Source organism: Actinoplanes sp. HUAS TT8, from assembly GCF_051380535.1.
In the GTDB taxonomy this organism is placed as follows: domain Bacteria; phylum Actinomycetota; class Actinomycetes; order Mycobacteriales; family Micromonosporaceae; genus Actinoplanes.
Genome location: NZ_CP195646.1, coordinates 1,567,458 through 1,580,185 on the forward strand (window position 1 = coordinate 1,567,458; position 12,728 = coordinate 1,580,185).

Here is a 12,728-nt window from a genome sequence, read left to right on the forward strand (position 1 = left end):
GGTGTGGCGAGCGTGACTGCGCGGCGGCGGCCGGTAGGCAGATGGTTATAGTGCTCGGCGAGCGGCTGCGACAGGCATGTCGCACCACAGGGGGAGAGGAAGTCGTGGCGATGTCGCAGCAGCCTGCGCCGTCCATCGAGACCTCCGACCGGATCTTCACGATTCCGAACGTGATCAGTTTCATCCGGCTGCTCGGGGTCCCGCTCTTCCTCTACCTGCTGCTGGGCCCGCATCACGACGTCGCCGCGGTGATCGTTCTGGCCGTCGGTGGCACCACCGACTGGGTGGACGGCTACATCGCCCGCCGGATGAATTCGGTGTCCCGGCTGGGTGAGCTGCTCGACCCGTTCGCGGATCGGCTCTACATCCTGGCCACGCTCATCGGGTTCACCATCCGTGACGTCGTGCCGTGGTGGCTGACCGGTGCGTTGCTGCTGCGTGAGGTCGTGCTGGGCGTCGCCCTGCTGGTGCTGCGCCGGCACGGCTACGGTCCGCCGCCGGTGCACTACGTCGGCAAGACCGGCACGTTCGTGCTGCTCGCCGCGTTCCCGGTGATTCTGCTGGCCGCGGCCGTGCCGTCGATCGACGGTTGGGCGCAGCCGATCGGCTGGGGTCTGGCCTGGTGGGCGCTGGGGCTGTACTGGGCGGCGGGCGCGCTCTACCTGGCGCAGACCGCGCGCCTGCTGCGTGCCGATCGGGCCGGCCCGGGCACGCCCCGAGCGGTCGCGCCGTGAGCGCGGCGGCACCCGACGACAACCTCGAAACCGAAAAAACCGAAAAATCCGGATTTGGTACGGCGGTGACGGCGCAACCGGTGGAGTCGCAGTCCGAGAGCGCCCAGTCCGAGAGCGCGCAGTCCCAGACCGCGCAGCCGGTGACGGCGCAGCCCGTGAAGGCACAGCCGGTGACCCCGCCGACGTCCGGCGCGGGCGGCCCGGACCCGGACGGCACCGCGGCCGGCAAGCGCACCTACGGCCCCGACTTCCTCACCGCCCTGTTCCAGAACCCCCTGGATCCCGGGTACGCCGACGCCGCCGCCCGCCGGGCCACCGGTTACCGCCGCACCGGCACCCGCCGCACCGTGACCAAGGGTTTCGCCGCGCTCACCCTCATCGCGATCGGCTTCCTGCTGGTCATCGGCTACCAGCAGACGGTCGCCGACGAGCCCGGTCGCACCCAGGCCAAGGACGCCCTGATCAAGCAGGTCGAGTCCCGCCGCGAGCAGACCGAGCAGCTGCAGGTCCGGGCCGACGCGCTCGCCGACCAGGTCGACAAGCTGCGCGAGCAGGAGCTCGGCGGCGCCGCGATGGCCGGGATCGACAACCTGGAGGCGGCCGCCGGTCTGGCCGCGGTGCACGGTTCCGGTGCGCGGGTCCGGCTGGTCGACGGTCCGACGTCGGTGGACGCGGTGACCGGGGAGCGCAGCACGGAGGGCCGGGTCAAGGACACCGACCTGCAGCTGGCGGCGAACGCCTTGTGGGCGGCCGGGGCGGAGGCGATCGCGATCAACGGGCAGCGTCTGACCGCGACGTCGACGATCCGGCAGGCCGGTGAGGCGATCCTGGTCGACACGCGGCCGGTGACGACGCCGTACGAGGTGATCGCGCTCGGCCCGGATCATCTGGCCGACGATTTCCGTACGGGCTATGCCGGGAAGTTCTTCGAGAGTCTGGCGCAGACGTACGGCATGCAGTTCGATTCGGCCAAGGTCCGCAACGTCACCCTGGACGCGGCGCCGGAGCTGAAGCTGCGGTCGGCGTCGCCCAGCACCCCTCCGCCCGCTCCGTCGGGCGCCTCGTCCGTGGCCGGTTCCGGTGGGCCCTCGGGTCCGCCGTCGGCCGTCTCGTCGTCGGAAGGCGGCCGATGATCGCCGTTCTCGCCCTTGTCGCCGGTGTCCTGCTGGGCATCGTGTTCCACCCGTCGGTGCCGTTGGAGCTGGTGCCGTACCTGCCGATCGCGGTGATCGCCGCGCTGGACGCGGTCTTCGGTGGTCTGCGCGCGAAGTTGGACGGCATCTTCGACGACAAGCAGTTCGTGGTGTCGTTCATCTCGAACGTGCTGGTGTCGGCGCTGATCGTGTACGTCGGCGACCAGCTCGGCGTCGGCAGTCAGCTCTCGGTCGGTGTGGTGGTCGTGCTCGGCGTCCGGATCTTCGGTAACGTCGCCGCGATTCGCCGGCATCTGTTCCGGGCGTGACCGCCGGTACCGAGGGGCGCGGACGCTCGATTCGACCAGCCGGGCCGGACTACATGGGGACTCGATGACCGATCGCGAGGACAACGGCCGCGACCAGACGCCGCCGGGCTTCGAGCTGCCGACCGCCGGCCGCAAGCCGCCGGCCATCGACGTACCGGAGAAGGACGACAGCGGCCCGGAGGCGGACCGCCCGCGTCTGGACGCGGAGGACACTCGCCCGGGTGAAGCGGTCGTAAAGGAGATTTCGCCCACGTCACCCGTTCCGTCGATGCCCGACACGCCCGAGCCTGCTAGCCAAGATAGTGATCTTGACCGCAGCGGTGAAGAAGGCGGCGAGCCGGAGCCCAGGCCGGCCCGCAAGCGCCCGGCGCCCGCCGGCACGCTGATCTGGGTGCTGCTCGCGCTGCTCGGATTCACCCTCGTCGTGCAGCTACGCAGCAACGACGCGGACAGCGGCCTGTCCACCATGCGTCAGGAGGATCTGGTCCAGATCCTGAGTGACCTGGAGGCCCGGGACAGCCGCCTCAACACCGACATCGAAGGCCTTGAGCGTACGCGTCAGCAGCTCACGTCCGGTGTCGAAGGGCGCCAGGCGGCGCTGGAGGAGGCCGGCAAGCGCAGCCAGGAGCTGGGTCTGCTGGCCGGGACGATCGCCGGCCGCGGCCCCGGTCTGGACATCGCGCTGGACAAGGTGAAGGCGTCCGACGTGCTGAACACGGTGCAGGAGCTGCGCGGTTCGGGCGGTGAGGTGATGCAGATCAGCGGGTCGAACGGGACGTCGGTGCGGATCGTCGCGTCCACCTACTTCGTCGATGCGGCCGGTGGTGGCATCATCGCCGACGGTGACCGGCTGGCCGGGCCGTTCCGCCTGCTCGTGATCGGTTCTCCGGAGACGATGAGGACGGCGCTGCAGATCCCGGGCGGGGTGGTGGCGTCGGTGAAGAGCGACGGCGGTAGCGTGACCATGGACTCGCAAGCCATGGTCGAGGTGACCGCGGTGCGTAAGGCGACTGCGCTGCAGTACGCACGTCCGGTTTCGTGACTACGGAGGAAGTGTTGATTCCTGAGGATCTGCGGTACACCGCGGAGCACGAGTGGGTGGCCGGCGACGGCAGCGGCCCCGTGCGGGTGGGGATCACCCACTTCGCGCAGGATGCGCTCGGTGACATCGTCTACGTGCAGCTGCCCGAGGCGGGGACCGAGCTCGCCGCCGGTGAGTCGATGGGTGAGGTGGAGTCGACCAAGAGCGTGTCGGAGATCTACGCGCCGATCGCCGGCACCGTGGTCGCCGTCAACGACACGCTGGGTGACGAGCCCGAGCTGATCAACGCCGAGCCGTACGCGGCCGGCTGGCTGATCGAGATCGCCCCGGCCGACCCGGCCGCTGTCGAGGGACTCCTGGACGCCGCGGCGTACCAGGCGCTCACCGAGAGCTGAGGGCATCGACCCGGATCTTCCGGCTCACCCGCGAGTCTGGTTGCCCTGCGATATTGGCGCTGACTAGGCTCGCGGGGCACATGTAGAACTGTTATTCCTTTGAAACCGTCCAACCAACCAAGATAGTCGTGCGTCGGGCCTTATGGCCTCGGCGAGGTCGTGACATCACGACCTTGCCGGTCGAGGCGACGACCAACTGATCCGTGAGGTGGTCCGATGACGCGCCCAGACGACGAGTTCCCCCCACTCGACGTCACGTCCACGCTGAACCTTGGCGCCCTTGACGAGGTGCTCGAGGGGCCCGAGACCGACGTGGTGCCTGCCCGGATGTCCGGCAACCTGCCGCCCGGCATGGCTCTGCTGGTGGTCCGCCGCGGGCCGAACGCCGGTGCCCGGTTCCTGCTGGACCACGACGTGACGACCAGCGGACGGCACCCGGACAGTGACATCTTCCTGGATGACGTGACGGTTTCCCGCCGCCACGCCGAGTTCCACCGCGACGGGGGCGTGTTCACCGTGCGCGACGTCGGTTCGCTCAACGGTACGTACGTGAACCGTGAGCGGGTCGAGGCGGCGACGCTGAGCAACGGCGACGAGGTCCAGATCGGCAAGTTCCGTCTGGTGTTCATCGCCGGCCCGCGGCCGGAGGGCGAGGGCGGCCGGGCGTGAACCCGTCGGGGGCGGCCGCACACGACCCGGGGGCTTCGCGTCCCCAGGCCGGGCGCGAGGGTGCGCTGATGAGCATCGGGGAGGTGCTGGCCCATCTGCGCACCGAGTTCCCCGACACCACGATCTCGAAGTTGCGGTTCCTGGAGGCGGAGGGTCTGGTCGACCCGCAACGCACCGCCTCCGGGTACCGCAAGTACTCGTGGAACGACGTGGCCCGGCTGCGGTTCGTGCTGACCGCCCAGCGGGATCAGTACCTCCCCCTGCGGGTGATCCGCGAGCAGCTGGACCGGATGGAGCAGGAGCCGGTGGTTCCGCAGCGCCCGACGCTGGTGGCGGTGGGCTCGCAGCGGGCCGCCGATCCGGCCGACGCCCGTATTCCGAAGGACGATCTGGTCGAGCGGACCGGTATCGACGAGGCGCTGCTGGCCGAGCTGGAGCAGATCGGCCTGGTCGTGGCCCGTCCACCGGGCTGGTACGACCCGGATGCGGTGATCATCGTGGAGGCCGTGGTGGGTCTCACCCAGTTCGGTCTGGAGGTGCGTCACCTGCGCGCCTTCAAGAACGCGTCGGACCGTGAGGTGGGCTTGTTCACCCAGCTTCTGGCGCCGATGGTCCGCCAGCAGGACCCGGCGGCCCGGGCGCGGGCCAGCGATACGGCCCGTGAGCTGCAGGCACTGTCGCAGCGGCTGCACGCGGCGCTGGTTCGCACCGGATTGCGCGGCGAACTCGGGCGTTGAAGCCGGTCCGGCCTACCCTGTGCGGGGTGTCCCGCGCGAGGCAGCCGGGCGGGGAGTGCGTGTACCGTGCAGGGTAAGGGGCGGGCCGTCTGGGGGCGGCGACAACAACGAACACGGAGGCGGCGGTGCGCGAGCTGAGCGTGGTCGGGGTCCGGGTGGAGCTGCCCAGTAACCAGCCGATCGTGTTGCTGCGAGAGGTCGACGGCGACCGGTATCTGCCGATCTGGATCGGCGCGGTGGAGGCGACCGCGATCGCCTACGAGCAGCAGGGTGTGAAGCCGGCCCGGCCGCTTACCCACGACCTGCTGCGCGACATCCTGGCGGCGCTGCAGCAGCCGCTCAAGGCGGTCGAGATCACCGAGCTGAAGGACAACGTCTTCTACGCCGACCTGCTGATCGGGGACAACCTGCGGGTGTCGGCGCGGCCGAGCGATTCGATCGCGCTGGCGTTGCGGGTGGGTGCGCCGATCCGGTGTGCCGACCAGGTGCTCACCGAGGCCGGCATCGTCATCCCGGACGAGCAGGAGGACGAGGTCGAGAAGTTCCGCGAGTTCCTCGACCAGGTGCGTCCCGAGGACTTCGCGGGCTGAAGCAGGACCGAAGCAGGGCCGAAGCAAGGCTGAGGCAGGACCGAAGCAGGGCTGGAGCAATTTCGGGGGTTTCCGTCCCCGGCGCCGGGTTCGTGGCGTGTGCCGCGCTCGAAGACCGGCGCGCGACGCGGCAGAAGTGTCGAAAGAGGCGGAAAACCCCCGGACGCGCCGGAGAGTAACGGCGTGTCGGCGTGTCGCTCGTCCGAACGCGGCGTGTCGTGCCGTTACCTCCATGTTTCACCCGTGACTGAGATATACGCTCGTGAAGTCCAGGTGAACCGGCACCGCCCAGATTAGTTGATCATGGGCAGCGGGGAGGTAGTCGCGTGCACGAGCAGCCTCTTGAAGGCCCACTCGTCGGCGAGGACGGCTCGGTCGGCTATCGCGGAGTGACGGCTTGTCAGGCGGTGGGGATCTCCTACCGTCAACTCGACTACTGGGCGCGCACCACCCTCGTGGTCCCCAGCGTGCGGGACGCCTCCGGCTCCGGCACGTCGCGTCTCTACTCCTTCCGCGACCTGGTCGTTCTCAAGGTCGTCAAGCGACTCCTGGACGCCGGGGTCTCGCTGCAGAACATTCGCCGCGCCATCGACACGCTGCGCTCGCACGGTGTCGAGGACCTGGCCGGGATCACCCTGATCTCGGACGGCACCACGGTCTACGAGTGCCGCTCCCCGGAGGAGGTCGTCGATCTGCTGCAGGGCGGCCAGGGTGTGTTCGGCATCGCCATCGGTGGCGCGTTCAAGGAGATCCAGGGTTCGCTGTCGCACCTGCCGGGCGAGCCGGCCGCGCCGCAGCCGGTGGACGAGCAGCCCGAGGAGCCCGCGGCCGGCGACGAGCTGGCGGCCCGCCGGGCCCGGAGACGAGCCGGCTGATCCTGACCCCGGAACGACGGCCGGCGCGATCCACGAGGAACAGGCAAGGCGAGAACTGACCAGCATGCTTGCAGATCCTGATCAACACGAGGTCATCCAGGTCCGCGGGGCCCGCGAGAACAACCTTCGCGACGTCTCGCTGGACATTCCGAAGCATCAGCTCACGGTGTTCACCGGGGTCTCCGGGTCGGGCAAGTCGTCGCTGGTCTTCGGGACCATCGCGGCCGAGTCCCAGCGGCTGATCAACGAGACGTATTCGACGTTCGTCCAGTCGTTCATGGGCAGTCCGGCCCGGCCGGACGTGGACGCGCTGCACAACCTGAGCGCGGCGATCGTGGTCGACCAGGAACGGATGGGCGCCAACGCCCGTTCGACGCTGGGAACGGTCACCGACGCGTACACCATGTTGCGGATCTTGTTCTCTCGTCTTGGTCTTCCGAGTGCCGGCAGCGCGCTGGCCTACTCGTTCAACGCCGAGGGCATGTGCCCGGCGTGCGAGGGCCTGGGCCGGGTGTCCAGCATCGACGTCGACGGCCTGGTGGACCGGGACAAGTCGATCAACCAGGGCGCGATCACCGTCCCGAACTTCACCGTCGGCGGCTGGTACGTGCGCGGCTTCGCCGACTCCGGGATGTTCGACCCGGACAAGCCGCTGCGCGAGTTCACCGACCAGGAGTGGGACGACTTCCTGTACAAACCCGCGGTCAAGTTGCGGATCGCCGGGGTCAACACGACGTACGAGGGTCTGGTCCTCAAGGTCCAGCGAATGTACCTGTCGAAGGAGCGGGAGTCGGCCCAGCCACACATCCGCGCGTTCATCGACCGGATCGCCACGTTCACCACCTGCCCGGAGTGCGGCGGCGCCCGCCTCAAACCGGAGGTGCTGGAGTCCCGGGTGGCCGGGCGCAACATCGCCGAGTGCGCCGCGATGCAGGTCAGCGACCTGGTCGAGTTCCTGGCCGGTATCACGCAGCCGTCGGTGGCGCCGGTCGTGCGCAGCCTGCGGCACACCCTCGACTCGCTGGTCGAGATCGGGCTGGGCTACCTGTCCCTGGATCGCGAGTCGGCCACCCTGTCGGGTGGGGAGGCGCAGCGCGTCAAGATGGTGCGACACCTCGGGTCGTCGCTCACCGACATCACGTACGTGTTCGACGAACCGACCGTGGGCCTGCACCCGCACGACATCCAGCGGATGAACCGGCTGTTGCTGCGCCTGCGCGACAAGGGCAACACGGTCCTGGTCGTCGAGCACAAACCGGAGACGATCGCGATCGCCGACCACGTGGTCGATCTCGGTCCCGGCGCGGGGCCGGCCGGTGGCACGATCGAGTTCGAGGGCAAGCTGCAGGATCTGCGCGCGTCGGGCACGTTGACCGGCCGCTATCTGGCCCACAAGATCGGACTCAAGGCAACCTGTCGCGATAAATCCAGCACGCTGGCCATCCGCGGCGCCAACGCCCACAACCTGCGCGACGTCGACGTCGACATCCCGCTCGGCGTCCTCACCGTGGTCACCGGGGTGGCCGGCTCGGGCAAGAGCTCACTGATCTACGGCTCCCTGCCGAAACGCGACGGCGTCGTCATCGTCGACCAGTCCGCGATCCGCGGCTCCCGGCGCAGCAACCCGGCCACCTACACCGGCCTGCTCGACGCCGTCCGCACCGCGTTCGCCAAGGCCAACAAGGTCAAGCCCGCCCTGTTCAGCGCGAACTCGGAGGGCGCCTGCCCGAACTGCAAGGGCATCGGCCTGGTCTACATGGACCTGGCGATGATGGCCGGCGTCGCCAGCGTCTGCGAGGAGTGCGAGGGCCGCCGCTTCACCGCCCGCGTCCTGGAGTACGAACTGCGCGGCCGCGACATCAGCGAGGTCCTGGCCATGCCGGTCACCGAGGCCCTCGACTTCTTCACCGAGAAGACCGCGCGGACCATCCTGGACCGGCTCGCCGCGGTCGGGCTCGGCTACCTGACACTCGGGCAGCCGCTCAACACGCTCTCCGGTGGCGAGCGGCAACGTCTCAAACTGGCCGTGCGGATGGGCGGCGCCCCGGCCACCTACCTGCTGGACGAGCCGACCAGCGGCCTGCACCTGGCCGACGTCGACCAGCTGCTGTCACTGCTGGACCGGCTGGTCGACACCGGCAACACGGTGGTGGTGATCGAGCATCACCTGGCCGTGATGGCCCACGCCGACTGGATCATCGACCTCGGGCCGGGCGCCGGCCAGGACGGTGGTCAGGTCGTGTTCACCGGCACGCCGCACGAGTTGGTGGCCAAGGCGGACACCCTTACCGCGCAGCATCTCCGGGAGTACGTGAGCTGACCGTTTCCCCGGAGCCGGAGCCGGAGCCGGAGCCGGCGTCGGGACCGGGAATGCCGGCGGCTGAGTCGGCGTCGGGGCCGGGCAGCGGCGGCGCTTTCCGCACGGCCCGGCTCGCCGTTCCGGCCACGGCGGTGAGCAGCATGAACGCCGACAACGCCCAGATCGCCCCGATCGGCCCGACCCCGTCGAGCAGATACCCGGCGGCCAGCGAGCCGAGCGGCAGCACACCCCAGGACAGCGCCATGCCCGCGCTGTTCACCCGCCCCAGCAGCTCGTTCGGCACCAGGGTGACCGCGTAGGCGCCGATCACCACGTTCCACAGCGGCCCGACGAACGCGGTCGCGGCACCGATCAGACCGAGCTGCCAGGGCGCGCCGGCGACCGCGAACAGCGGCAGCAGCGCCGCCCACACCCAGTTCACCCCGATGATCACGGTGCGCGGCCGGACGTACTTGTGCAGGCGCCCGGCGGCGATCGCCCCGAGCAGCCCGCCGGTGCTGTAGACGCCCAGCATCAGGCCGATCGTCGCCGAGTCGGCGCCGCGCCGCGTGGCGAGGACCACCAGGACCAGGATGAGCGCCTGGAAGACCAGGTTGCTGGCGGCGACCAGCAGGATCCCGGCCCGGATCAGCGGAAAACGCCACACCCACCGCAGCCCTTCGGCGGCCGAACGCCACAGCGGTTCCCGCGGCGGGTTCTCGCTGTTCAGATCCCGGCGCACCCAGAGCAGCGCGACCGCCGACACCAGGTAGGTGACGGTGTCGATCAGAAACGGCCACGCGCGCCCGGCCGCGAACAGCAGGCCGCCCAGTGGGGGCCCGGCCAGGGTGGCGCCGCGGCTGCGGGCCTCGTTGTGCGCCATGGCGGTCGCCCGCTGCTCGGCCGGCACCACCCGGGGAAGGGCGGCCCGTTCGGCCAGACTGAAAAAGGCGAAGCACATTCCCTGTACGAACGTGACCGCGCACATCTGCGCCACGCTCAACCGTCCGAGCCAGATCGCCACCGGCACCGTGACCACGGCCAGGGCGGCGAGCAGTTCGCTGACGATCAGGATCCGGTGCCGGTTCCACCGGTCGACCAGTGCTCCCGCGGGCAGATTCCCGACCAGGAACGGCAGCGTCCCGGCGGCACCGACCAGTCCGGCGTCCCGGGCCGAGCCGGTCGTCGCGAGCACCAGCAGGGGCATGGCGGTGCTGGTGATCGAGGCCCCGAGCGCGGACACCATCTGCCCGGCCCACAGTGCGGTGAAGTCCCGGTTGCGCCACAGCGACACGCTCATCACCGCACCCCCGGGTTGGGGAACGCGTGGAACAGCACGGTGACGTACCGCGAGCCGGGGGAGCCCTCGCCCGGGCCGCGCTGCCACCGTTTCAGGAACTCGATGTACTCCTCGCCGAACTGCCGCAGCTCGTCCGGGGTCAGGTGCGTGCCGCCGTACGAGTGCATGACCGCCCGGCCCCACTCGCCGGACGACTCCCGGTCGCGCAGGTAGTCGTCCAGCTCCTGCCGCCCGCGGTCGAGCCACTGCCGGCCGAACTCCTCGGCGGCCGCGGCGACCGCGGGATCGTCGGTGCCGCGGGGCAGTCGCAGGTCCTGCGGGACGTCCCGCCAGAACCGGCGGCGCCCGGCCGAGCGGTCGGTGTCCTCCTCGATGAACCCGAACCGGGCCAGTTGCCGCAGGTGATAGCTGGTCGCGCCCCGGTCGGCGCCGAACTCGGCGGCCAGCTCGGCCGAGGTCGCCGGGCCCTCCCGCTGCAGCCGCGTCAGCATCTGCTGCCGCAGCGGGTGCGCGAGGGCCTTGAGCGAGTCCACGTCGAGAACCCGCGGTTTGTTCTCCGTCATACATGAGAAGATATCAATGCAAAGACTTCTTCTCAATACCGGTGTCGATATGAACGGCACCGGCGAGGGGCCGCGGGGCGGGAAAAAAGCGGCGCCGCCCGTCGGGGAGGGGGCGACGCCGCGGCTTCAGAAGGCCACCGGGATCGGCGCCGGTCGCGGGACGGTGATCGTCCGCTCCACGTTGATCGCGTGCCACAGGCAGAACATCGCCACCGTCCACACCTTGCGCGACCGGTCGGCCGTCCCGGCACGGTGCTCGGCCAGGAGGCCCCGCGCATATTCCAGGTCGAGCAGGTGGCCGGTCTGGGAGGTGGCCAGCAGATGATCCACCCAGTCGCCGATGGGGCCGCGGAGCCACAGCCGGGTCGGGGTCGGGAAGCCCAGCTTGGCCCGGTCGCGCACCGACTCGGGGACGATCCCGCGCATCGCCTCGCGCAGCGCCACCTTGGTCGACTTGGTGCCGTGCGGCAGTTTCAGCTCGGTCGCCAGGCCGGCCGCGGCCGCGTAGACCTGCTGGTCGAGGAAGGGCACTCGGAGTTCCAGGCTGTGCGCCATCGACATCCGGTCGGCCTTGACCAGGATGTCGCCGGTCAGCCAGGTGTGCAGGTCCACGTACTGCATCGAGGCGACCTCGTCCACGTCGGCGGTCTCCGCGTACAGGTGGGCGGTGATCGCGGTGTGCGGCTCGGCGGTGAAGCGCATCAGCCGCGCCTTCTCCTCCGGGTCGAAGATCCGCGCATTGCCGTAGTAGCGCTGCTCGATCGGGGTGGTGCCGCGCTCCAGGAACGAGCGGCCCTTGACCCCCTCGGGCAGCACGTGCGCGAGGTGTTTGAGGCCGCGCTTGACGCCGTCGGGCAGGCGTTCGACGCCGGCCAGCGACAGCGGCTCGCGATAGATCGTGTACCCGCCGAACAGCTCGTCGGCGCCCTCGCCGGAGAGCACCACGGTCACGAACCGGGACGCCGTGCGGGCCAGGAAGTAGAGCGGGATCAGCGACGGGTCGGCCACCGGGTCGTCGAGCAGCTGCACGATCCGCGGCAGCTCGGCCAGCACCTGCTCGTCGGTGACCACGGTCGGGGTCAGCGGGATGCCCAGCTGGTTCGCGGTGTCCTGGGCGATGTCGATCTCGGAATACCCGTCGGCGGCGAACCCGGCGGTGAACGCGTGGATGCCGGGCTGCGCCTCGGCGGCCAGTGCGGCGACCGCGGACGAGTCGACGCCGCTGGACAGGAACGTGCCGACCGGCACGTCGGCGTGCAGGTGCTTGCGGACGCTGGCCCGCAGCGCGTCCTGGATGGCCTGGTGCGCGACCTCCGGCTGCAGGCGCAGCGGCCGCAGCGACGGCCGGAACCAGCGGTGCTCGCGGACCCCGCCGCCCGGCGTCCAGATCAGCCGGTGGCCCGGCGGCAGCCGCCGGATGTGCCGGTGCAGGGTGAGCGGGTCGGGCACGTACTGAAACGTCAGGTAGTGCCCGACGGCGTCCCGGTTCAGCGCGGCGCCGGCCGGTGCGGCGAACGGGTCCAGGGCCTTGCGCTCGCTGGCCAGCCACAACCCGTCGGCGGTCTCCAGCAGGTAGAGCGGCTTGATGCCGAACGCGTCGCGGGCCGCGTGCACGGTGCCGGTCCGGTGGTCGTAGGCGACGAACGCGAACATGCCGCGCAGCCGGGGCAGCGCCGCCTCACCCCAGTAGTGGAACGCGGCGGCCAGCACCTCGGAGTCACCGTCGGTGGCGAACGTCGCGCCGTGCTCGCGGATCAGCTCGGCCCGCAGCTCCCGGTAGTTGTAGATCTCACCGTTGAACACCACCGACCAGCGGTCGGCGTAGTGCAGCGGCTGGACCGAGTGGTCACGGTCGATGATCGCGAGCCGGTTGAAGCCGAGCGCGTAACCGTCGCCGTACTCGATCTGGGTGTCGTCCGGACCCCGGTGCCGCATGCTCTCCAGCGCCGCGGCGAACGCCGCGGCCATCGACTCGTCCACCGGTCCGGCATTGGACCGGCTGCTGAAGTACGCACTCAGACCACACATCGCGGGCCCCCTCGTTCTCTGTTCGAGGAGGCGA

At 70.2% G+C, this 12,728-nt stretch carries 13 protein-coding genes; 10 read left to right on the plus strand and 3 right to left on the minus strand.

Translation table 11 applies throughout. The annotated features are described in order from the left end of the window. Positions 1-110 precede the first annotated feature (110 nt). From ACSHV8_RS06920 to ACSHV8_RS06965, 10 genes are all read left to right on the plus strand, one after another. Positions 111-734, plus strand: a complete 624-nt coding sequence (locus ACSHV8_RS06920) for a CDP-alcohol phosphatidyltransferase family protein (protein ID WP_436530520.1) — start codon at positions 111-113, stop codon at positions 732-734. A gap of 65 nt (positions 735-799) precedes the next feature. Next, complete coding sequence (locus ACSHV8_RS06925) at positions 800-1,867, plus strand: DUF881 domain-containing protein (protein WP_436530522.1); 1,068 nt, start codon at positions 800-802, stop codon at positions 1,865-1,867. Continuing rightward, complete coding sequence (locus ACSHV8_RS06930) at positions 1,864-2,196, plus strand: small basic family protein (RefSeq protein WP_436530524.1); 333 nt, start codon at positions 1,864-1,866, stop codon at positions 2,194-2,196. The genes ACSHV8_RS06925 and ACSHV8_RS06930 overlap by 4 nt, the downstream gene beginning before the upstream one ends. A 64-nt stretch (positions 2,197-2,260) precedes the next feature. Further along, positions 2,261-3,238: a DUF881 domain-containing protein gene (locus ACSHV8_RS06935; RefSeq protein WP_436530526.1), complete on the plus strand. Its 978-nt coding sequence runs from the start codon at positions 2,261-2,263 to the stop codon at positions 3,236-3,238. Positions 3,239-3,252: 14 nt separating this feature from the next. Beyond that, positions 3,253-3,633, plus strand: a complete 381-nt coding sequence (gcvH, locus tag ACSHV8_RS06940) for a glycine cleavage system protein GcvH (RefSeq protein WP_436530528.1) — start codon at positions 3,253-3,255, stop codon at positions 3,631-3,633. Positions 3,634-3,849: 216 nt separating this feature from the next. After that, on the plus strand, positions 3,850-4,302 hold the full coding sequence (gene odhI, locus ACSHV8_RS06945) for an oxoglutarate dehydrogenase inhibitor Odhl (RefSeq protein ID WP_436530529.1): 453 nt from the start codon (positions 3,850-3,852) through the stop codon (positions 4,300-4,302). 68 nt (positions 4,303-4,370) lie between these two features. Continuing rightward, a complete protein-coding gene (gene ftsR, locus ACSHV8_RS06950; RefSeq protein WP_436530531.1) occupies positions 4,371-5,039 on the plus strand; it encodes a transcriptional regulator FtsR in 669 nt (222 codons plus the stop codon). 125 nt (positions 5,040-5,164) lie between these two features. After that, positions 5,165-5,629, plus strand: coding sequence for a bifunctional nuclease family protein (locus ACSHV8_RS06955; RefSeq protein WP_189330985.1), 465 nt, complete (start codon positions 5,165-5,167; stop codon positions 5,627-5,629). A 326-nt stretch (positions 5,630-5,955) separates the two neighbouring features. Then, positions 5,956-6,504 (plus strand): MerR family transcriptional regulator, encoded by a 549-nt coding sequence (locus ACSHV8_RS06960; protein WP_436530534.1) that lies wholly within the window; start codon positions 5,956-5,958, stop codon positions 6,502-6,504. A gap of 64 nt (positions 6,505-6,568) precedes the next feature. Continuing rightward, positions 6,569-8,824: an ATP-binding cassette domain-containing protein gene (locus ACSHV8_RS06965; RefSeq protein ID WP_436530536.1), complete on the plus strand. Its 2,256-nt coding sequence runs from the start codon at positions 6,569-6,571 to the stop codon at positions 8,822-8,824. On the opposite strand, the gene ACSHV8_RS06970 is transcribed toward ACSHV8_RS06965, so the two are convergent. The 3 genes from ACSHV8_RS06970 to asnB all read right to left on the minus strand — a co-directional run bounded on the left by ACSHV8_RS06970 (position 8,790) and on the right by asnB (position 12,694). Beyond that, positions 8,790-10,103 carry an MFS transporter gene (locus tag ACSHV8_RS06970; RefSeq protein ID WP_436530538.1) on the minus strand — a complete coding sequence of 438 codons (1,314 nt, stop codon included), beginning with the start codon at positions 10,101-10,103 and terminating at the stop codon, positions 8,790-8,792. The two genes, ACSHV8_RS06965 and ACSHV8_RS06970, sit on opposite strands and share 35 nt — an antisense overlap. Continuing rightward, positions 10,103-10,666 carry an ArsR/SmtB family transcription factor gene (locus ACSHV8_RS06975; RefSeq protein ID WP_436530540.1) on the minus strand — a complete coding sequence of 188 codons (564 nt, stop codon included), beginning with the start codon at positions 10,664-10,666 and terminating at the stop codon, positions 10,103-10,105. The genes ACSHV8_RS06970 and ACSHV8_RS06975 overlap by 1 nt, the downstream gene beginning before the upstream one ends. A gap of 126 nt (positions 10,667-10,792) precedes the next feature. Beyond that, positions 10,793-12,694 (minus strand): asparagine synthase (glutamine-hydrolyzing), encoded by a 1,902-nt coding sequence (gene asnB / locus ACSHV8_RS06980; RefSeq protein ID WP_436530542.1) that lies wholly within the window; start codon positions 12,692-12,694, stop codon positions 10,793-10,795. Positions 12,695-12,728 lie beyond the last annotated feature (34 nt).

Excerpts from the sequence above, each read along its gene's own strand:
- asnB (WP_436530542.1), bottom strand. The coding sequence starts at position 12,694 with ATGTGTGGTCTGAGTGCGTACTTCAGCAGCCGGTCCAATGCCGGACCG.
- ACSHV8_RS06965 (WP_436530536.1), top strand. The coding sequence starts at position 6,569 with ATGCTTGCAGATCCTGATCAACACGAGGTCATCCAGGTCCGCGGGGCC.
- ACSHV8_RS06975 (WP_436530540.1), bottom strand. The coding sequence starts at position 10,666 with ATGACGGAGAACAAACCGCGGGTTCTCGACGTGGACTCGCTCAAGGCC.
- odhI (WP_436530529.1), top strand. The coding sequence starts at position 3,850 with ATGACGCGCCCAGACGACGAGTTCCCCCCACTCGACGTCACGTCCACG.
- ACSHV8_RS06970 (WP_436530538.1), bottom strand. The coding sequence starts at position 10,103 with ATGAGCGTGTCGCTGTGGCGCAACCGGGACTTCACCGCACTGTGGGCC.
- ftsR (WP_436530531.1), top strand. The coding sequence starts at position 4,371 with ATGAGCATCGGGGAGGTGCTGGCCCATCTGCGCACCGAGTTCCCCGAC.
- ACSHV8_RS06935 (WP_436530526.1), top strand. The coding sequence starts at position 2,261 with ATGACCGATCGCGAGGACAACGGCCGCGACCAGACGCCGCCGGGCTTC.
- ACSHV8_RS06920 (WP_436530520.1), top strand. The coding sequence starts at position 111 with ATGTCGCAGCAGCCTGCGCCGTCCATCGAGACCTCCGACCGGATCTTC.
- ACSHV8_RS06930 (WP_436530524.1), top strand. The coding sequence starts at position 1,864 with ATGATCGCCGTTCTCGCCCTTGTCGCCGGTGTCCTGCTGGGCATCGTG.